We start from the raw sequence: 17,776 nt of genomic DNA on the forward strand, positions 1-17,776 counted from the left end.
CCCCGTGACACGGACGTAACGTCAAATCACGACAGCTGTGCCAATCGAATAGAAGGGCTCCTCCCATGGAATGGTTGATCACGGTCATCGTCATTGTGTTGATCGTCGCGATTGTCTGGTGGCTCTTGAGCCGCAACCGCGCGAAAACTCCCTCGGACGGCATAGCACCGTCCTCTCCGTCGCAAACTGCTTCGTCCCCCCAAATCGACACCACCGCGGCCGCCCTGACAGGCTCCGCCCCGTTGGTCGCCGCAGCCGCGACCGCCGAACAACTTCTAGCCGAGTCACGCTCCACCGAACCGGAGCCCGAGCCCGAACCGTCCCCGGAGCCAGGCGGTGTCGACGTCGATGACTGGGAGCGCCCTGGCCCCCCGCTCGAATCCGAAATGGCCGCACAGGCAGAGTCCACAGCTGCTGAAACCGCAGCGGAGGAGCCACTCACTGTCGAGGAGCCACTATTCGAAGAGCCCACACTCCCGGAACCGGTGCTGTCCGAAGAGGTAGCTGAGGGGACCGCTGCCACCGGTGCCGCAGTCTCCGAGACCGCAGTCTCCGGAGAGACCGAGCCGATCGTTCCGGAGCCGATCGTTCCCGAACCGGTCCTTTCCGAGCCGGAACTCGAAGAAGGCGTTACTGCCGATGACGTCGCCACGGCTGACGACGGACCTTCCGCGCCTCACGCAGCCGGCAGTTCGGTGGCATCAGGAACTCAAGCGGACGCCCCCGCACCAGCCACTCCCGAACAACTAGCGGACAGCGCCGAATGGGAAGCCACGTGGAGCGAAGTCGGAGCACCGGCCGCACCGGTTCCGGTCCACCACCGCGAGTACACGGACGCCCACGCACCGACTCTCCCCGGCGCCGAATCCGCCGCAGCGGAGATTGACGACACGGCTCCGGATCATGAGCAAGGAGAGCGGCAGGAGGCTTCCGACGCCGTCGCACCGCCCACCGCGGCAGCCGGCCCGGAAGTGGCGCCGGGCGACGCCACCGCGCTGGGCGGCCATCTCGCCGCCGACCAGCCGTACGGCGAGGGATCGGCGGCCGCGGGCGCTGACGGGAGCGGCCCTGACGGCTATACCGTCAAAGGCAACGCAGACACGATGATCTATCACGATGAAGACAGTCCGTCCTACGACGAGGTCAAGGCCGGGGTCTGGTTTGTCTCGAGTGCCCACGCCGAGGCGGCCGGCTTCCGGCCGCCTCGCAGGAATCGGCGCTGAGGACGGACGCAACCGACGGTCCCAGAGACGACCAGGGCACACCATGAACCAGGCAAAGGCGGGTTCCGGGAGCTTCCTCCGGCCCCGCCTTTTGCCTGCCCGGGCACTCATGGCGGTTGCATGTATCTCGGCTTTGCTCCTGAGCGCTTGCACAGGGAGTCCCCCTGGCCCTGGATTGTCCCCGGGAGGACCGTCAATGGGGTCGTCGGCAGCGTCACCGTCCGCGAGCCAGTCACCCGCCGTCCAGTCCTCCGGGCCGGAAGGCAACGGACCGGAGTTGCTTCGGAAACTGGACCTGAATCTCACTCTCCCGTGGTCGGTCGTGTTCCTCGAGGACGGCACCGCCATCATCTCCGAACGGGACACCAAACTCCTCAAATCCGTCCGGAACGGTCACGCCACAACCATCGGCGAGTTTCCCGGCGTCGTGCCCGGCGGCGAAGGCGGCCTGCTGGGTCTGGCGCTCTCCCCGACGTTCGCCAGGGACCGCCTGCTTTACAGCTATTTCACGGCCGAATCGGACAACAGAATTGCCCGGACCCGGCTGGAACAGTCCGCGGACGGCCGCTTCAGCCTTGGCACGCCCGACGTCATCTTCTCCAGTATCCCCAAAGCCTCAACCCACAACGGCGGCCGTATCCGTTTCGGCCCCGACGGCTTCCTCTACGTTGGTACAGGTGATTCGCAGCGCCCGGAGCAAGCACAGGACCGCAATGCGCTTGGTGGGAAAATCCTGCGGCTTACCCCCGATGGAAAACCCGCACCGGGCAACCCCTTCGGCAACAATCCGGTGTACAGCTACGGACACCGCAATGTGCAGGGCCTGGCATGGGACAGCGCCGGCAGACTGTGGGCGAGCGAATTCGGGCCCGATGTGAACGACGAACTCAACCTCATCAAAGCGGGCGGCAACTACGGCTGGCCAGAAGTAACCGGGGCGCCCGGCCGCGCGGATTACCTTGATGCCAAGGTTGTGTGGCCGTCGACGGCGGATTCCTCCCCGAGCGGCCTGGAAATCGCCAACGGAACGGCGTTCACGTGCGCGTTGCGGGGGCAGCGATTGTGGACGGTGCCGCTCAGCGGTGAAACCGCTGGGACTCCTGTGGCATACTTCACAGCCCAATACGGCCGGCTCCGGGACGTTTCGCTTGCGCCGGACGGCACTCTGTGGGTTCTCAGCAATAACCAAAACCCTGACTTTGCGCTGGTCCTGAAGCCTCCCCGGTAGCGGCGCCGACGGGGCTCGTGCCGATTTCACACTTCGGCAAGTGTCGTGTAGAGTTACATGTCGTTGCGGAGATCAACGAGGGAAGAAAAGCCTTCAGCTGATCGAAATCGACGAATGCACCTCTAGCTCAATTGGCAGAGCAATTGACTCTTAATCAATGGGTTCCGGGTTCAAGTCCCGGGGGGTGCACCAAGGGAAGGGCCCTTGAGCGGCAATAGCCGCTCAAGGGTTATTTCTTTGCGTGTGAGCAACAAACAATTGCACCTCTAGCTCAATTGGCAGAGCAATTGACTCTTAATCAATGGGTTCCGGGTTCAAGTCCCGGGGGGTGCACCAAAAAGAAGGATCCCTGGATGGCCGAAACGCCATCCAGGGATCTTTTTGCTTTTCGACCTGCTCCGCCCGGACCGGCGCCTTGCGGTGCCCCGGACCGGGGCTTTGCTGTGTCCTGGGGCCCTGGCGGTGCCCCGGACCGGGCCCCTGGCGGGGCTAGTCCGGGACGTCGCCCTGCGATGCGCCAGAGTCAGCTGTGGCCACCATGGCATTGACGGCGGGGGAAGAATGGTTGTTCGCCAGTTCGCGCACCAGGGCCTGAAGTTCCCGCCGTAGTTTGGCGGTGTCCACTGGAACCGGTTCAAGCACTTCCCGTTCCAACTGAGTTGCGAGCCCGAGCGTGCGTTCCCCCGCTTCGGTCAGACTGACCACTTGGCTTCGGCGGTCGGAAATGCCGCGCGTGCGGCTGACATGGCCGTGAGTCTCCAGCCTGGCGAGTGTCTTCCCCATGGTCTGCGCCTGAACGCGGACAATCTGTGCGAGCATCGACTGCGTGGTGGGTCCCTTGACGGCAAGTACTTCCATGACAATGACCCCGGCGTGGGTCAGTCCCATACCGCGCAGTTTCTCGTTCCAGGCGTGCTCCACGAGCCGCGCCGCCGTGGAGAGCAGGCGCCCGGTGGGCCACCGTTCCATATCAGGCATAGGGGCCAGTATATCGGGCGTGACGTACAGATCCGGTCCGAGTCCAATTCGTGTAGCGCACAACTCGTCACTAAGCTGAGTGCGCGCGAACCCAAGCAAGCAAGGAGCACACTATGGCGGATCGACTCATTCCGGGCGACACTGCCCCCGATTTCACCCTCAAGGACCATACTGGCCGCGACGTCAGCCTGGCCTCGTACCGTGGCCGCAATACGGTCATCTATTTCTACCCGGCGGCCTCCACCCCGGCATGCGCGAAGCAGGCTTGCGACTTTCGCGATTCCCTCGAAACTCTTCGTGCCGCCGGCTACGAAGTCCTTGGCGTCTCTCCGGACACGGTGAAGGACCTGGAGAAATTCGTGGCCGAGGAGTCCCTGACTTTTCCCCTGCTGTCCGACGAAGGACACCACGTGGCTGACGCCTACGCGGCTTGGGGCGAAAAGAAGAACTACGGACGGACGTACCAAGGGCTGATCCGCTCCACGATCGTGGTCGACCCGGACGGAAAGGTAGCCGTAGCCCAGTACAACGTGCGGGCCACCGGACATGTGGCAAAGCTCCGCAGGGACCTCAAGCTCGACACGTAGCCACCACATGCCCGCGCCAGGCCAGGGGCGGAACGGCTTGCACAAAACCGCAGGTACAATAGAGGGCGGTATATGCCCGGGACCCAAGAGACCTTCGATCCCGGCCAGGTACCGGCACCCGCGCGAGTGGTGAAATTGGCAGACACGCAGGATTTAGGTTCCTGTGCCTTCGGGCGTGGGGGTTCAAGTCCCCCCTTGCGCACATGTCGGAAGTGCCCCGGTCCTTGACCGGGGCACTTCCGCGTTTTCAGCCAGGACTCAGGCCCCTGAACTAGACTGGACCGCGGTCCGGCTGCCACGGGCCTTAGCCCGTCCAACTGCCTTGAGGGGACAAGAGTGGTAAGCAGCAAGCTTCGCCGAGTCACGCTACAAATCGGCGCAGGCCTTCTGGCCGCGGCCTTGACCTCGTGCACGGTAGCCCCTGGTCCGGCTCCGTCGACATCGGCCGCGGGCGACGTACCGGCGGAGCCGAGCAAGACGTTCAACTTCGGCACCCCGTCGATGCCGCTTGGACTCGATCCCGCCCTGACCAACGATTCCGAGTCATACCGCGTCACCCGGCAAGTGATGGAAGGCCTTGTAGGCGTCGATGCTTCCACCGGGCAACCGACGCCTCTCCTGGCCACTGCATGGTCCCAAGGAAATGACGGACTCAGCTACGACTTCACGCTGCGCACAAAAGTCACTTTCCACGACGGAACGGCCTTTGATGCCGCGGCAGTCTGCACCAACTTCAACCGCTGGTTCAACTTTCCGGCAACCGTGCGCCAACAAGTGCCAGGCATTCCCTTCAAGAGCGTCTTCAAGTCCTTCTCGGACGACGCCGCGCTTTCCCTCTTCAAGAACTGCAAGGCGGTTTCTGCCGACCACGTCCAGATCAACTTGGCGAAGCCCTTCACAGGCTTCCTGCAGGCCTTGACGCTGCCTGCTTTCGCAATGTCGTCCCCCAAAGCGATGGCCGACGGCAAGGCGAACGTCCTGGACAAGAAATTGGCCGGACAACCAGCGTCGGCGTACGCCTCCCATCCCGTGGGCACGGGCCCTTACGTCTTCTCCTCCTGGGGCCAGGACCGCATCACCCTCACGAGCTACAAGGGTTACTGGGGCGACCGTGGACAGATAGCCACGGTCAACTTCATTCCATTCGACCATCCGCAGGGTCGCCTTCAGGCCCTGCTCGCAGGCACAATAGACGGCTACGACCTCGTCACCGCCGGAACCTTCGACCAACTGGTCAAGAAGGGCATGCAGATTGTCCAACGGGATCCGTTCTCCGTGATGTACCTGGGAATGAACGAGTCCGTGGCGCCCCTCCAGAATCTTGGGGTCCGCCAGGCAATCGAGATGGCCATCGACAAAGAAACCCTCATCCATAAGTTTTTTATCGACAACACGTCGCCGGCATCCCAGTTCGTTCCGCCCAAGCTGAGCGGATTCAACAACAATGCTCCGGCGCTCGGGTATGACCCGGACAAGGCCAAGCAACTGCTCGCCAAATCCGGCTACAAGGGCGAAGAGCTCAAGTTCTACTACCCGCTCAACGTCACCCGCGCCTACATGCCCACCCCGGAAAAGATCTTCGCGGAAATCAGCGCCGAACTGACCGCCGTCGGGCTCAACATCAAACCGGTGCCTGTGAGCTGGGACGACGGCTACCTCCAGAAGGTCCAATCGCCGGGCGACCACGCGCTCCACCTGCTCGGCTGGAATGGCGGCTACTCGGATCCGGACAACTTCGTGGGCACCCTTTTCGGTGAGAACAACGGCGAGTTCGGCTACAGCGATCCACAGGTTTTCTCGAAAATCGACCGGGCCCGCGGGCTCCCTGACGGCTCTGACCGCAACTCCCAGTACCAGACCATCAATTCCCAGATCGCTGCGACCGTCCCGGCAGTCCCCATTGCCTTCCCCATCTCGGCTTTGGCCCTTTCCGACCGCGTCGAGAAGTACCCTGCATCGCCTGTCTTAAACGAAGTTTTTACAAACGTTCGCCTGAAGTCTTGACGTCCCGCCGCAATTTCAGTTATGTGCCCACGCGGGGATATTCTGTGACAGCCAGTGCCGCCGCTATCGGAGATAGATCGTGACCTTCATTTCCAAGACACACCACGCTGACGTCGTCCTTATTGGGGGCGGAATCATGAGCGCAACCCTGGGCGCGTTCATCAAGCAACTCGAACCCAGCTGGACCATCTCCCTCTTTGAGCGACTCGACGAAGCCGGCCTGGAAAGCTCCGGGCCGTGGAACAACGCGGGAACCGGGCACGCAGCGCTTTGTGAGCTTAATCACTCCCCCGCAGCGAAGGACGGCTCGGTTGACCCGTCCAAGGCCCTGCACATCAACGAGCAATTCCAGCTTTCCCGGCAGTTCTGGTCCCATTTGGTGGACAACAAATTGATCGGCTCCCCCAAGGGCTTCATCAACACCGTTCCGCACATGAGCTTTGTCATCGGCGACAAGCACGCGGACTTCCTCAAGACCCGCTACGAGGCACTCAAGCCGAACACGCTCTTCCGCAGCATGGAATACACGGAAGACCAGGCACAGATCGCCAAGTGGGCTCCCCTGATCGTCAAGGGCCGCGACGCCAAGCAGCGCGTTGCCGCCACCCGCGCAGCGGAAGGCACCGACGTCGACTTCGGCGCCTTGACCCGCGAACTGACCGGCTACCTCGCCAACAACGGCGTTGAAGTCAATTACGGCCACGACGTCACCAACGTTCGCAAAGCCTCCGACGGCGGATGGGACCTTTCGCTCAAGCACCCCGCTTCCGGCGAGCACGGCCAGATCCACGCCAAGTTCGTCTTTGTCGGCGCCGGCGGTGGAGCACTCCACCTGTTGCAGGCATCCGGCATCCCGGAGAGCAAAGGCTACGGCGGTTTCCCGGTCTCGGGCCAGTTCTTCCGCTGCACCGACGAGGCCATCGCCAGCCAGCACAGCGCCAAGGTGTACGGCCAGGCTTCTGTCGGCGCCCCGCCCATGTCCGTGCCGCACCTCGACACCCGCTACGTCAACGGCAAGCGCTCCCTGCTCTTCGGCCCGTACGCCGGTTTCTCCACGAATTTCCTGAAGACCAGCAGCTACCTTGACTTGCCGCTGTCCATCCGTCCGAGCAACATCATCCCGATGCTCGCTGTGGCCAAGGACAACATGGACCTGACCGCTTACCTGATCAAGGAAGTGGCCAAACGCCACGAAGCCAAGGTGGAGTCGCTCCGCGAGTACTACCCCCAGGCTGATGGCGGCAACTGGGAGCTCATCACGGCGGGCCAGCGCGTGCAGATCATCAAAAAGGACTCCCGGAAGGGCGGCGTGCTGCAGTTCGGCACCGAGGTCATCACGGCTCGTGACGGCTCCATCGGAGCACTGCTCGGCGCCTCGCCTGGTGCATCCACCGCGGTCCCGATCATGATCGAGATGCTGCAGCGATCCTTCCCGAAGAACTTCAAGGGCTGGCAGTCGAAGCTCAAGGAAATGATGCCGGGCTACGGCGTCAAGCTGAACGACAACCCCGAGCTCGCCGAGGACCTGGAAGCGAGCACTGCCCGTTCGCTCCAACTCGAGGCCGCCAACGCCGTCCAGCACTAGGAACAGTCCGGGCTGCGGCCAGTTCGAGACACGAGACAGACCGTAGACCCCAGGAGACTGTGCAATGTTCCGTCTGGCAAGGCTTTCACTGGCGAACAGGGCATTGATCGCGCTGATCACCGTTTTCGCTGCGGTGTTCGGCCTGATCACCATGTCCTCACTCAAGCAGGAACTTATCCCCTCGATCGAGTTTCCGCAGATTTCAGTGATCACTGCCATGCCGGGCGCATCTCCGGAAGTCGTGGACAAGCAACTCAGCCGGCCCCTCGAAACAGCGCTGAACAGCGTCGAGGGCCTCGAATCGACCACGTCGACATCGCGGAACGGCGTTTCACAGATCACCATGGTGTTTACCTACGGGTCGAATCTGGACCGCGCGCGCAACCAGATTGATCGCGCCATCTCCAACGCCAAACGGGTGCTGCCGGCCAATGTCGAGCCCCGCTCCTTTGCCGGCAGCATCAGCGACTTCCCCATCGTGTTTTTGGCCGTATCCTCGGACAAGCCGCTGAGTGAGCTGAACACGGACCTTCAGCGACTCAGCGTTCCCCGGCTCCAAAAATTGGACGGGGTCCGCAGCGCCGACGTGACCGGCGGGGCAACCCAGCACATCCTGATCCAACCCAAGGCCCAGGCCATGGCCGCAACCGGCGCCACGGTCCAGTCGCTCGCAAACGCCCTCAAGAACAACGGCACGCTGGTTCCGGCCGGGACCATCGAGGACCAAGGCAAGACGTTGTCCCTCCAGATCGGCAGCCCGGTGGACTCCCTCGACGTCATCAAGGGCTTGCCCCTCGCCGGGGCAAAGGGCGGTACCACCATCGGTACGGTCGCGGATGTGAGCATCAAGGACGACGCCGCGACCTCCATTACCCGCACCAACGGGAAGCCGACGCTGGCCCTGTCCGTGACGAAGAAGCCCGACGGCGATACGGTTGCCATTTCGCACGCCGTCAAGGATTCCCTTGCCCAGATGGAGGCCGAACTCGGCTCCAATGCCCACTTCACCCCGGTGTTCGACCAAGCCCCGTACATCGAAAAATCCATCAAGGACCTCACCACGGAAGGCCTTCTTGGACTTGGCTTTGCTGTAGCCGTCATCCTGGTGTTCCTGATGTCCGTTCGCTCCACCTTGGTGACGGCAGTGTCCATTCCCCTGTCTCTCCTGATCACGTTCATCGGAATATCGGCGACCCACTACTCGCTGAACATCCTCACCCTGGGCGCGTTGACCATTGCGATCGGCCGCGTGGTGGACGACTCGATCGTGGTGGTTGAGAACATCAAGCGCCACCTCAGCTATGGAGAACACAAGCTCGCGGCAATCCTCAATTCCATACGCGAAGTTGCCGGGGCCATCACGGCGTCCACCCTCACCACGGTTGCCGTCTTCCTTCCGATCGCCTTCGTGGGCAATTTGGCGGGCGAGCTGTTCCGCCCCTTCGCCCTGACGGTGACCATCGCCCTGTTGTCGTCGTTGCTCGTGTCCCTCACCATCGTTCCGGTGCTGGCCTACTGGTTCCTTAAGTCGCCATCTCCGGCCGGGGACGCCGGTGCCGCCGAGCGCGCCGTTGCCGCTGCGCACGAGGCAGAACAGCGGAGCCTGCTGCAGCGCGGATACTTGCCCATCCTGGCCAAGACCCAGAAGCACCCGGTCGTGACCATCGTCGCCGCGGTCCTGGTACTGGGTGGAACCGCAGCCATGTCCCCGCTGCTTGCCACAGACCTGCTGGGCAACTCGGGCCAAAACAGCATGACCGTTCGCCAGGTCCTTCCCGCCGGTACGAACCTGGAACAGACCGCCGCTGCCGCCGCCCAAGTGGAATCGGTCCTGCGCGGGATCGACGGCATCAAGGACGTCCAGGTAACCTCGGGCAATGCCCAAACCGGTTTCGCCGCCCTCACGTCAACTGGCGCGTCGAACTCGACATTCACGGTAGTGACCGACGAAAAGGCCGATCAACAGAAACTGCAGGACACGGTCCGGTCCCGGCTCACAAGCGCCCCGGCCGCAGGAAAGGTCACTGTGGGTGCCCAACAGGGTGGCCTGGGCACGTCTTCCAGCGTGGACATCACCATCAACGCCGCCAACGCCGCTGATCTGAAAACCGCAAGCGACGCTGTGGCGAAGGCCATGGACGGCGTGCCCGGGAGTTCCGAGGTAGCCACCAACCTGGACGCCAGCCAGTCCGTGGTGCAGGTACGGGTCGATCGCGCCAAAGCCGTCGCCGCCGGGCTGAACGAAGAACAAGTGGCCGGAGTCCTGGCGTCCACGGTCAGTCCCATACCCGCGGGCACGGTCCGTATCGACACCACGGATTTCCCGGTCCAGATCGGCGAAGGCACGCATTTCAGCAGCATCGCCGCCGTCAGGGCCATCAACCTCCCGACGGCGGCAGGGCCCGTTCCGCTGTCCAGCATCGCTTCGGTGGAGCAAGTGGACACCCCGGTCTCCATCACCAGCAGCAACGGCCAGAGAAGCGCGAAAGTGACCGTCACGCCGTCGGGCTCAAATCTTGGTGCCGTCAGCACCGCCGTCCGCGACAGGCTTGACTCCGTGCAATTGCCTGCCGGCGTCACCGCCGCGATCGGTGGCGCCACAACGCAGCAGGCGGACTCGTTCCGGCAACTCGGGCTCGCCCTCCTGGCCGCCGTCGCCATTGTTTATGTGATCATGGTTGCCGCCTTCAAGTCCCTCATCCAGCCCCTTATTCTGCTCGTGTCCGTGCCTTTCGCTGCGACAGGTGCCATCGCCTTGCTCCTGCTCACGGGCGTCCCGCTCGGCCTGCCTTCCCTCATCGGCATGCTGATGTTGGTGGGAATCGTGGTGACCAATGCGATTGTGCTGATCGACCTCATCAACCAGTACCGCAAGCCACGCGACGGAAGCCCCGGAATGAGTGTGGCCGAAGCGATCACCCATGGCGCCCGGCAGCGGTTGCGGCCCATCCTGATGACCGCCCTCGCCACCGTATTCGCCCTCACTCCCATGGCCCTGGGCTTCACGGGAGGCGGCGGCTTCATTTCCCGGCCGCTTGCCATTGTGGTCATCGGAGGCCTCGTCTCGTCCACGGCGTTGACTCTCGTGCTGGTGCCCGTGCTCTACAAACTGGTCGAAGGCCGGCGCGAAAAGAAGGCGCTGCTCAAGGCACTCACGCAGCGCCGCGCCGTCCGGAAGGATGCGACTGCCGGCCACGGCGAGGCAGACCACCTGGACTGGACCACCGGGATGATCCCCAGGGTCACCGGCCGCCGATCCGCCTCCGGCCCCGCCGAGTAAGGCAACACACCGGGAACAAAATGATGCCGTGCCCTGTTACACCCGGCGATACATGCAAATGCATCTATCTTGGGATAGACTGTTTGACAGAGCCCGGACACCAACCGGGCAGGCAGAAAGGTACATCATGGAGATCGGCGTATTCAGCGTTAGCGATATCACCACTGACCCCACCACGGGCCACACCCCCACGGAGAACGAGCGCATCAAGGCCGCCGTGGCCATCGCCAAGAAGGTCGAAGAGATCGGCATGGACGTCTATGCGATCGGCGAGCACCACAACCGCCCCTTCTTCTCTTCGTCCCCCACCACCACACTGGCCTACATCGCGGCGCAGACGGAACGCATCACGCTGTCCACCTCCACCACGCTGATCACCACGAACGATCCCGTCAAGATCGCCGAGGACTTCGCCATGCTCCAGCACCTGGCGGACGGGCGCGTGGACCTCATCATGGGCCGGGGCAACACGGCTCCTGTGTACCCCTGGTTCGGCAAGAACATCCAGGACGGAATCGAACTCGCGGTGGAGAACTACTCCCTGCTGCGCCGGCTCTGGGATGAGGACACCGTCAATTGGAGCGGCAAGTACCGCACCCCGCTGCAGAACTTCACCTCCACGCCCCGCCCGCTCGACGGCGTCGCGCCCTTCGTCTGGCACGGCTCCATCCGCAGCCCGCAGATCGCGGAACTTGCCGCCTACTACGGCGACGGCTTCTTCGCCAACAACATTTTCTGGCCCAAGGAGCACTACCAGCAGCTGATCGGCCTGTACCGCGAACGCTACGAGCACTACGGCCATGGCAAGGCAGACCAGGCCATTGTGGGCCTCGGCGGGCAGTTCTTCATGCGCAAGAATTCGCAGGATGCCGTGAAGGAATTCCGCCCCTACTTCGACAATGCTCCGGTCTACGGCCATGGGCCTTCCTTGGAGGACTTCACCTCCCAGACACCCCTGACCGTGGGCAGCCCGCAGGAAGTCATCGAGAAGACGCTCACGTTCCGCGAGTACTTCGGCGATTACCAGCGCCAGCTGTTCCTGGTGGACCACGCCGGCTTGCCGCTCAAGACCGTTCTGGAGCAGTTGGATCTGTTCGGCGAAGAAGTCCTGCCGGTCCTGCGCAAGGAGTTCGCGGACCGCAAGCCCGCCCACGTCCCTGACGCGCCTACGCACGCATCACGTGTTGCCGCTTCCTTGGCCGCCTCATCCAGCGATGATGTGACCGATCCCGTCACTGACGCCGTCGGGGAGTCGGCGTGAGCACCAAGGCGCCCACCTCGTCGGCCGTGCGCCTCGCCGCAGAAACCTGGGAGTCGTTGTTCCGCTCCCAGGTGGCGGTGATGCGCCGGCTCCAGGCCGGCAAGGCGTTCAAGAAGCTCCCCATCAAGGAGTATGACGTCCTGTTCACGCTCTCCCGGTGCCCCACGGGCAAATTGCGCTTGAACGAGATCAACGATCACGTCTTGCTCAGCCAATCCAGCCTGAGCCGTTTGGTTGACAGATTGGAGAAGCGCGGACTCCTGGAACGCAGCATCGCCCCCGACGACGGTCGCGGCATCCTTCTTGGGCTTACCGAAGCCGGACAGGAACTGCAGAAGGAGATCGGCCGTGAGCACGTCCGCGACATTGCCGAGCTTGTGGCCCCGGCCCTTACGGCCGAGGAGCAGCGTGAGCTTCTCCGACTGACCGAAAAGCTGCAAGCGTTCGTCGCAGGGAAGTAGGCGGCCGTACGGCGGCTAGCGCAGGACGACGAGCTTTGCCGGATCCTCATCCGGCAGCTCGTCGGCCACTACCGCTGTGACCTTCAAGCTCTTCAACGACAAACTTCCGCCCACCGTGGACAGGAACGCGGTGTCCGAGGAATCGCGGCCGGCCGTGATGCGGAGCATCGACTCCCGAGGGGCCAGTCCGGTGGGGTCGATTACGTACCATGTTCCGTCGATGTGGGCCTCCGCCACGGCATGGAAGTCCATGGGACTCAGCCCTGGGGCGTAAACGGCGGCGAGGCGGGCGGGGATGTCCTTGGAGCGGAGGAGGGCAATGGCAAGGTGTGCGAAGTCCCGGCAAACACCCTTGCGGTGCAGGAGCGTTTCCACGGCGCCGTCTGTCCCCCGGGAGGATCCACTGACGTAACGCAGTTCGTCGTGGACCCAGTTCCGAACGGCCTGCAACAGCTCCTCGCCATGCAAGCCCCCGAACTCGGCGTACGACGTCGGAAGCAAGCGATCCGACTCGGCATAGCGGCTGGGCCGCACATAACGGATGAGCTCCATCCGCGAGGACTCATCGGGTACACCAATGCCCTTCACCGAGGCGCGGTAGTCCACCGTGACCTCGCTGGGTTCGGCGAACTCCATGTAGTGGAAACGTCCACCATGATGGTCCGTCAGCTCAGCGAGTGGTACGGCGTCGCCTTCCACCGTGACTGACAACTCTTCGGTCAACGAGTCGTAGCCAGGATTGCTGGCCACGGCGATTGCCATCGCCACCTTGGTGTTGGCGACGGTCTTGAAAACGAGCTGGGCAGCAACGTTGCGTTCCATGGATCTCCGGATTGTTGCGGCTGGACAACCCCCCGCTGTCGCCGATCTGCGTGTGTCAATCGTCGTTCTACAGATTGATCTTCAGAGACAGTAGCATCCGCTGGACGTTGGCGAATTCCGAACCCTGATCAACGTACTTGGCGGCCTGGTCCAGGGTGTCAAAGGACTTCGCGGGCGCAACTACTTCGTCCGTGGCAAAAGCGTGCACGGCGGGCATGTCGCCAAAGTAGTAGTTGCCTTTTCCTGCAGGCCCCACCACGAGATTCCGGAGTTGGCAGGCTTGGCCATCAGTTCCAGCCACCATGTTGGTGATGCCGTACGAACCGAAGAATTTGTAGCCCTGAATAACCCTGAACACCACATGCGGAGGAATCGTCGAATCGCCATCCGCGTGGGGCAGGTCAATCGGGACGCTGCTGACTACCACATAAGGCCGCTTGGCGGCCGGACTGCAGTCGGCCGGGCTCGTCGTAGGGAGCCCGGTGTGCAGCGTCGCCAGATACCCTCCCTTGGCGTCCTTGACCACGATCTTCAGGGCGCCCGGCAAGGAGCCGGCGTCGGGCGTGACCGATTGCGCAATCCAGTCGCTTGGAAGATCAAAGCTGACCTTCTTGGCCGCATCCGAGTACGTCTTCCACGCCGAGGCCGTCGCCCCCGCCGTCGTCGTACTTCCGGCGGAAGGGCTCACAGTGGAAGTGCCCGACGGCGGGGCCGTACTCGCGCCCGACGGTGCCGTGGTGCCCGGCGCCGCACTAGTGGAGCCGGCCGTCCAGACCGTTCCGCCCTTGCCCTCGGAACTGCAGCCAGCCGCGGACACCACAACGAGCGCCGCCACGACGGCGACTGAAAACTTCAACGGGAACCGCTTCGCTCTCATGCGAACCAGCCTAGCGGCGCCGCGCCGATGCCGGCCCGTCCAGGTCGGCGTTTCGCGCACGCAAAGCTGCAGAGAGCGTTCGGCCAGCGGCTGCGCCCGCGCCGTAGGACTGGGCTCAACGGCCGTGGGACTAGGCTGGACGCATGGCTCCAGATCAGTTTGACGAGGACGAAAACAGCGTGGCGGGAATCTCCGCCGTCGACATCGCGGATTGGCGCTTGCGTACGTTTGCCTTGTACGACGACGTCCGGAAGATTGCGGTGAGCGATCCCTTTCAGGCCCATGTCTATTGGCGCCAGGAACGCGACCGGATGTTCGGAACCCACCCGGCCTCGGCCTTGACGCCCGCCAGCAAGCAAGCTTTCTCCGGCCTGCGCACCGCAGACTACAACCCTCATTTCCGCCGCTATGCAGCCTTGTCTCCTGAGGGCGCGGGCCAGGAGATGAACGTCCAGACCGGAACCGACGGCGTGGTGCCATTCGTCCGTCTCGGCACCTTCGATCTCGACGAGCTTGGTTCCCTGGCCGTGTGGCGCCTCCGCAGCTATGGCGGCGGTATCTTCGTCCCCTTCCGCGACGCCACAGCCGGCAAGCCGGGAGGAAGCTATGGGGCCGGCCGATACCTGTTGGACACCATCAAGGGCGCTTTCCACGGCCTTCGCGGATCCGGGCAACAGCAGGAGTTCGTGCTCGACTTCAACTTCGCTTACAACCCGTCCTGCGCGTACAACGAGGCCTGGGCTTGCCCCTTGGCCGGACCGGCGAATCGCCTGGCCGCGGACATCCCGGTCGGGGAACTCTACCTGCCCCTTTAGCTGCGGGAAGGCGCCTGCTGCGGGAGTAAGCCGCACGCCGTCGCGTGCCAAACCCGTACCCGTACGGAGAGGACGTAGGATGTCTTCATGACCTCCTCACGTGCACGCCGGATCGCCCGAGTCCGCCCCCTCTCCCCCGCCACTCCGGATGAACAATTCTTCGTGGCGAACGACGCCGTCGACTTCGCTTCGGAGGCAGGGCGCATCTGGACCGTGGTGGAGAGCCCGTTCCCAGGTTCCCCGGCAAACGGCAGCAGCGCTGAGCAGCCGGGGTGGCACAGGGGCGCGGAGGTCCTGGAGGACACGTTCACTTTCCTGGCCCCGTCTGTTCCCGCCAACGTCTTCGGCATGGCGCACAACACCGGCCAGCCGGGCCGGGACCTGCCCGCACAGGCGTTCCACAAGGCCGCCACAAGTGTCATCGGACCGGGCGACGCCATCGAGCTCGCCTCTGCGGTTGGCTACGTGGACCCGGAAGCGGAACTGACGGTCGTCGTCGGGCGCAAAGTCCGCGGACTCACACTCGAGAATGCACGCGGCGCCATTCTCGGTTTCACAATTGGCAATGACGTCTCTGCGCGGGACCTGCAGAAGACCGACGAACTGTGGATCAGCGCCAAAAGCCAGGACACCTTTACTCCTGCAGGACCCTGGGTTGTCACGGACCTCGACGACCGTGATCTTTCGATCGGCATCGTGCACAACGGCAGGGAATTACGGACGGCCAGCTCCGCCGACCTCGGCTGGAACGTGGACGAAATTCTTGTCTACCTCAGCTCGTTCATGACTTTGCACCCCGGCGATCTGGTGCTCACCGGCTTCCCGGCTGAGTGCGCCCGGATCGCGCCAGGAGACGTTGTGACCTGCCGCGTTGAGGGCATCGGAGAGCTGACGAACCCTGTCAAGGCTGCTTCCTGGGAGAAATCCCCGGCGTGATATGACAGGCTTGAGCCATGGACTCTTCTGCCGCGCCCACGACTGAGACGCGGCAGACGTCCCTTTCGAGAACGCTTACTAGCAAGCGTCGCAAAGGTATCCTGCGCTATCCGGTGGTCCGGCAGCTCATCCGTTTCACCGGCGTCGGAATCATCTGCACTGCGGCGTCGCTGGCCCTTTACGCACTGTTTCGGCCGTGGATGGGACCCCAGCTGGCCAACGCCGCAGCGCTGATCATCACGTCGCTCATGAATACGGCACTGAACCGGCGGCTGACCTTCAAAATCGCAGGCAACCGGAAGAGGACCCGGGACCATCTGAACGGGCTGATCGTGATCGCCGTGGCTCTGGTCATCACGGGAGGGAGCCTGGGCGTGCTCCATGCGTTCCGGCCCGATGCCACCCTGACCGAGGACCTCTGGACCACCACCCTGTCCGGATTCTTCGCCACGGCCGTGCGCTTCACCATGCTGCGGCACTGGATTTTCCGCCGGGCCCGTCACGTCTGAGCTGCCCGGCCCGACCCGTGGGTAGGGGACAGTCAGCGGCGACCGAGTCCCTGCACGCTCCCGACGGCGGCAGCCACGGCTTGCGCGGCCTCTTCCAGTTCCGCTGAGGTCACCGTGGAGTTGAAGCTGAAGCGGACAGCGGTCTGGGCTACCCCGGCCTCAATGCCCAAGGCCAGCAGGACTGGAGACGGAGCATCCGATCCCGCGGCGCATGCTGATCCGCTCGAACAGACCACGCCAAGCCGCTCAAGTTCCAGCAGGACGGATTCTCCGCTGGTGCCCGGGAAACAGAAGGACGCGATGGATGGCAGCCGCCGCGAGGGGTGGCCGGTGAGAACAGCTCCGGGCACTCTTTCAAGGACTGTCCCGATGAATGCATCCCGCAGCTCAGAGACCCGGCCAGCCAGTCCGGATTGTTCAGCCAATCCGGATTGTTCAGCGTGGGCAAGGGTCAATGCCGTGGCCAGCGCAACGGCACCTGCCACGTTTTCGGTTCCGGAGCGCCGCCCCCGCTCCTGGCCACCACCGTGGACTACCGGCTCGATCTTCAGCCGTCCCTTGGCATAGAGAACGCCGCTGCCCTTGGGCGCGCCGAGTTTGTGGCCGGAAATACTGAGGGCGTCGACCCCCAGTTCCTTGACACCGACAGGCAGCCAGCCCGCGGCTTGGACGGCGTCCGTATGGAACGGCGCGCCGTGTTCCGCGGCCACCTCCGCAAGTTGCCGCACGGGCTGCACGGTCCCGATCTCGTTGTTGGCGTACATGATGCTCACGAGGGCGGTTTCCGGACGCAGGGTGGACCGGAGCGCCTCAGGGGTCACGACTCCATACCCATCCACGGGGACCACGTCCACGTCGAATCCATGGACGCGTTGCAAGTAGCGTGCGGATTCCTCGACGGCGGGGTGTTCGATGGCGCTGATGACAACGCGGTTCAGGGAAGGATCCGCGGCCCGCCTTGCGAGGGCGATTCCCTTCACGGCGAAATTGTCGGCTTCGGTGCCGCCGGAAGTGAAGGTGACCTCCCCTGGCCGGCAGCCCAGGACCTTCGCCACCGCCACACGAGCTCCGGACAACGCGTTCGCAGCTGCTTCGCCGAGGCTGTGGTGGCTCGAAGGATTGCCGAACTCGCCCGTCAAGTAAGGCCACATCGCTTCGAGGACTTCCCTGCGGACGGGAGTGGTGGCCGCGGCGTCGAGGAAAATCATGG

At 63.6% G+C, this 17,776-nt stretch carries 15 protein-coding genes and 3 tRNA genes; 14 read left to right on the forward strand and 4 right to left on the reverse strand.

The genetic code is table 11. From position 1 onward, the window contains the following. The first annotated feature begins 65 nt into the window (after positions 1 to 65). The 4 genes from ACX5I4_RS13475 to ACX5I4_RS13490 all read left to right on the forward strand — a co-directional run bounded on the left by ACX5I4_RS13475 (position 66) and on the right by ACX5I4_RS13490 (position 2,787). Complete coding sequence (locus tag ACX5I4_RS13475; protein ID WP_461837095.1) at positions 66 to 1,223, forward strand: sunset domain-containing protein; 1,158 nt, start codon at positions 66 to 68, stop codon at positions 1,221 to 1,223. 109 nt (positions 1,224 to 1,332) lie between these two features. Further along, positions 1,333 to 2,451 (forward strand): PQQ-dependent sugar dehydrogenase, encoded by a 1,119-nt coding sequence (locus ACX5I4_RS13480; protein WP_461838727.1) that lies wholly within the window; start codon positions 1,333 to 1,335, stop codon positions 2,449 to 2,451. A 116-nt stretch (positions 2,452 to 2,567) separates the two neighbouring features. Further along, positions 2,568 to 2,643, forward strand: a tRNA-Lys gene (locus tag ACX5I4_RS13485). Positions 2,644 to 2,711: 68 nt separating this feature from the next. Further along, positions 2,712 to 2,787: transfer RNA gene (locus ACX5I4_RS13490), tRNA-Lys, on the forward strand. Between the two features lie 153 nt (positions 2,788 to 2,940). Here the strand turns inward: ACX5I4_RS13490 and ACX5I4_RS13495 are convergent. Beyond that, on the reverse strand, positions 2,941 to 3,429 hold the full coding sequence (locus ACX5I4_RS13495; protein ID WP_461837096.1) for a MarR family winged helix-turn-helix transcriptional regulator: 489 nt from the start codon (positions 3,427 to 3,429) through the stop codon (positions 2,941 to 2,943). 113 nt (positions 3,430 to 3,542) lie between these two features. Between ACX5I4_RS13495 and bcp the strand changes: the two genes are divergently transcribed. From bcp to ACX5I4_RS13530, 7 genes are all read left to right on the forward strand, one after another. Further along, positions 3,543 to 4,016, forward strand: coding sequence for a thioredoxin-dependent thiol peroxidase (gene bcp, locus ACX5I4_RS13500; protein ID WP_461837097.1), 474 nt, complete (start codon positions 3,543 to 3,545; stop codon positions 4,014 to 4,016). A gap of 120 nt (positions 4,017 to 4,136) precedes the next feature. Next, a tRNA-Leu gene (locus ACX5I4_RS13505) sits at positions 4,137 to 4,218 on the forward strand. 134 nt (positions 4,219 to 4,352) lie between these two features. Continuing rightward, entirely contained in the window at positions 4,353 to 6,020 is a 1,668-nt protein-coding gene (locus tag ACX5I4_RS13510) for an ABC transporter substrate-binding protein (protein ID WP_461837098.1), read from the forward strand. 79 nt (positions 6,021 to 6,099) lie between these two features. Further along, positions 6,100 to 7,605, forward strand: coding sequence for a malate:quinone oxidoreductase (locus ACX5I4_RS13515; RefSeq protein ID WP_461837099.1), 1,506 nt, complete (start codon positions 6,100 to 6,102; stop codon positions 7,603 to 7,605). Positions 7,606 to 7,669: 64 nt separating this feature from the next. After that, the gene (locus tag ACX5I4_RS13520; protein ID WP_461837100.1) at positions 7,670 to 10,885 is read left to right on the forward strand and encodes an efflux RND transporter permease subunit; all 3,216 of its coding nucleotides are present in this window, start codon (positions 7,670 to 7,672) and stop codon (positions 10,883 to 10,885) included. A gap of 127 nt (positions 10,886 to 11,012) precedes the next feature. After that, positions 11,013 to 12,146 carry an LLM class flavin-dependent oxidoreductase gene (locus ACX5I4_RS13525; RefSeq protein ID WP_461837101.1) on the forward strand — a complete coding sequence of 378 codons (1,134 nt, stop codon included), beginning with the start codon at positions 11,013 to 11,015 and terminating at the stop codon, positions 12,144 to 12,146. Then, the gene (locus tag ACX5I4_RS13530; protein ID WP_461837102.1) at positions 12,143 to 12,607 is read left to right on the forward strand and encodes a MarR family winged helix-turn-helix transcriptional regulator; all 465 of its coding nucleotides are present in this window, start codon (positions 12,143 to 12,145) and stop codon (positions 12,605 to 12,607) included. Before ACX5I4_RS13525 ends, ACX5I4_RS13530 begins: the two co-directional genes overlap by 4 nt. Before the next feature lie 15 nt (positions 12,608 to 12,622). On the opposite strand, the gene ACX5I4_RS13535 is transcribed toward ACX5I4_RS13530, so the two are convergent. Both ACX5I4_RS13535 and ACX5I4_RS13540 read right to left on the reverse strand, forming a co-directional pair. Next, complete coding sequence (locus tag ACX5I4_RS13535) at positions 12,623 to 13,429, reverse strand: transglutaminase-like domain-containing protein (RefSeq protein ID WP_461837103.1); 807 nt, start codon at positions 13,427 to 13,429, stop codon at positions 12,623 to 12,625. Between the two features lie 67 nt (positions 13,430 to 13,496). Then, positions 13,497 to 14,306 (reverse strand): hypothetical protein, encoded by an 810-nt coding sequence (locus ACX5I4_RS13540; RefSeq protein WP_461837104.1) that lies wholly within the window; start codon positions 14,304 to 14,306, stop codon positions 13,497 to 13,499. Between the two features lie 143 nt (positions 14,307 to 14,449). Here ACX5I4_RS13540 and ACX5I4_RS13545 point away from each other — a divergent pair, with 143 nt between their 5' ends. The 3 genes from ACX5I4_RS13545 to ACX5I4_RS13555 all read left to right on the forward strand — a co-directional run bounded on the left by ACX5I4_RS13545 (position 14,450) and on the right by ACX5I4_RS13555 (position 16,566). Next, positions 14,450 to 15,121: a DUF1684 domain-containing protein gene (locus ACX5I4_RS13545; protein WP_461837105.1), complete on the forward strand. Its 672-nt coding sequence runs from the start codon at positions 14,450 to 14,452 to the stop codon at positions 15,119 to 15,121. Between the two features lie 87 nt (positions 15,122 to 15,208). Further along, positions 15,209 to 16,057 carry a fumarylacetoacetate hydrolase family protein gene (locus ACX5I4_RS13550; RefSeq protein WP_461837106.1) on the forward strand — a complete coding sequence of 283 codons (849 nt, stop codon included), beginning with the start codon at positions 15,209 to 15,211 and terminating at the stop codon, positions 16,055 to 16,057. A 17-nt stretch (positions 16,058 to 16,074) separates the two neighbouring features. Beyond that, positions 16,075 to 16,566 carry a GtrA family protein gene (locus ACX5I4_RS13555; protein WP_461837107.1) on the forward strand — a complete coding sequence of 164 codons (492 nt, stop codon included), beginning with the start codon at positions 16,075 to 16,077 and terminating at the stop codon, positions 16,564 to 16,566. A gap of 32 nt (positions 16,567 to 16,598) precedes the next feature. Here ACX5I4_RS13555 and ACX5I4_RS13560 read toward each other — a convergent pair whose 3' ends face one another. Continuing rightward, complete coding sequence (locus ACX5I4_RS13560) at positions 16,599 to 17,774, reverse strand: cysteine desulfurase family protein (protein WP_461837108.1); 1,176 nt, start codon at positions 17,772 to 17,774, stop codon at positions 16,599 to 16,601. Between the last annotated feature and the right edge of the window lie 2 nt (positions 17,775 to 17,776).

The sequence above is a fragment of the Arthrobacter sp. MMS24-S77 genome (assembly GCF_054888235.1).

What these genes read in the sequence shown, in the direction of transcription:
- ACX5I4_RS13475 (WP_461837095.1), top strand. Translation starts at nt 66, where the DNA reads ATGGAATGGTTGATCACGGTCATCGTCATTGTGTTGATCGTCGCGATT.
- ACX5I4_RS13480 (WP_461838727.1), top strand. Translation starts at nt 1,333, where the DNA reads ATGGCGGTTGCATGTATCTCGGCTTTGCTCCTGAGCGCTTGCACAGGG.
- ACX5I4_RS13495 (WP_461837096.1), bottom strand. Translation starts at nt 3,429, where the DNA reads ATGCCTGATATGGAACGGTGGCCCACCGGGCGCCTGCTCTCCACGGCG.
- bcp (WP_461837097.1), top strand. Translation starts at nt 3,543, where the DNA reads ATGGCGGATCGACTCATTCCGGGCGACACTGCCCCCGATTTCACCCTC.
- ACX5I4_RS13520 (WP_461837100.1), top strand. Translation starts at nt 7,670, where the DNA reads ATGTTCCGTCTGGCAAGGCTTTCACTGGCGAACAGGGCATTGATCGCG.
- ACX5I4_RS13525 (WP_461837101.1), top strand. Translation starts at nt 11,013, where the DNA reads ATGGAGATCGGCGTATTCAGCGTTAGCGATATCACCACTGACCCCACC.
- ACX5I4_RS13535 (WP_461837103.1), bottom strand. Translation starts at nt 13,429, where the DNA reads ATGGAACGCAACGTTGCTGCCCAGCTCGTTTTCAAGACCGTCGCCAAC.
- ACX5I4_RS13540 (WP_461837104.1), bottom strand. Translation starts at nt 14,306, where the DNA reads ATGAGAGCGAAGCGGTTCCCGTTGAAGTTTTCAGTCGCCGTCGTGGCG.
- ACX5I4_RS13545 (WP_461837105.1), top strand. Translation starts at nt 14,450, where the DNA reads ATGGCTCCAGATCAGTTTGACGAGGACGAAAACAGCGTGGCGGGAATC.
- ACX5I4_RS13550 (WP_461837106.1), top strand. Translation starts at nt 15,209, where the DNA reads ATGACCTCCTCACGTGCACGCCGGATCGCCCGAGTCCGCCCCCTCTCC.
- ACX5I4_RS13555 (WP_461837107.1), top strand. Translation starts at nt 16,075, where the DNA reads ATGGACTCTTCTGCCGCGCCCACGACTGAGACGCGGCAGACGTCCCTT.
- ACX5I4_RS13560 (WP_461837108.1), bottom strand. Translation starts at nt 17,774, where the DNA reads ATGATTTTCCTCGACGCCGCGGCCACCACTCCCGTCCGCAGGGAAGTC.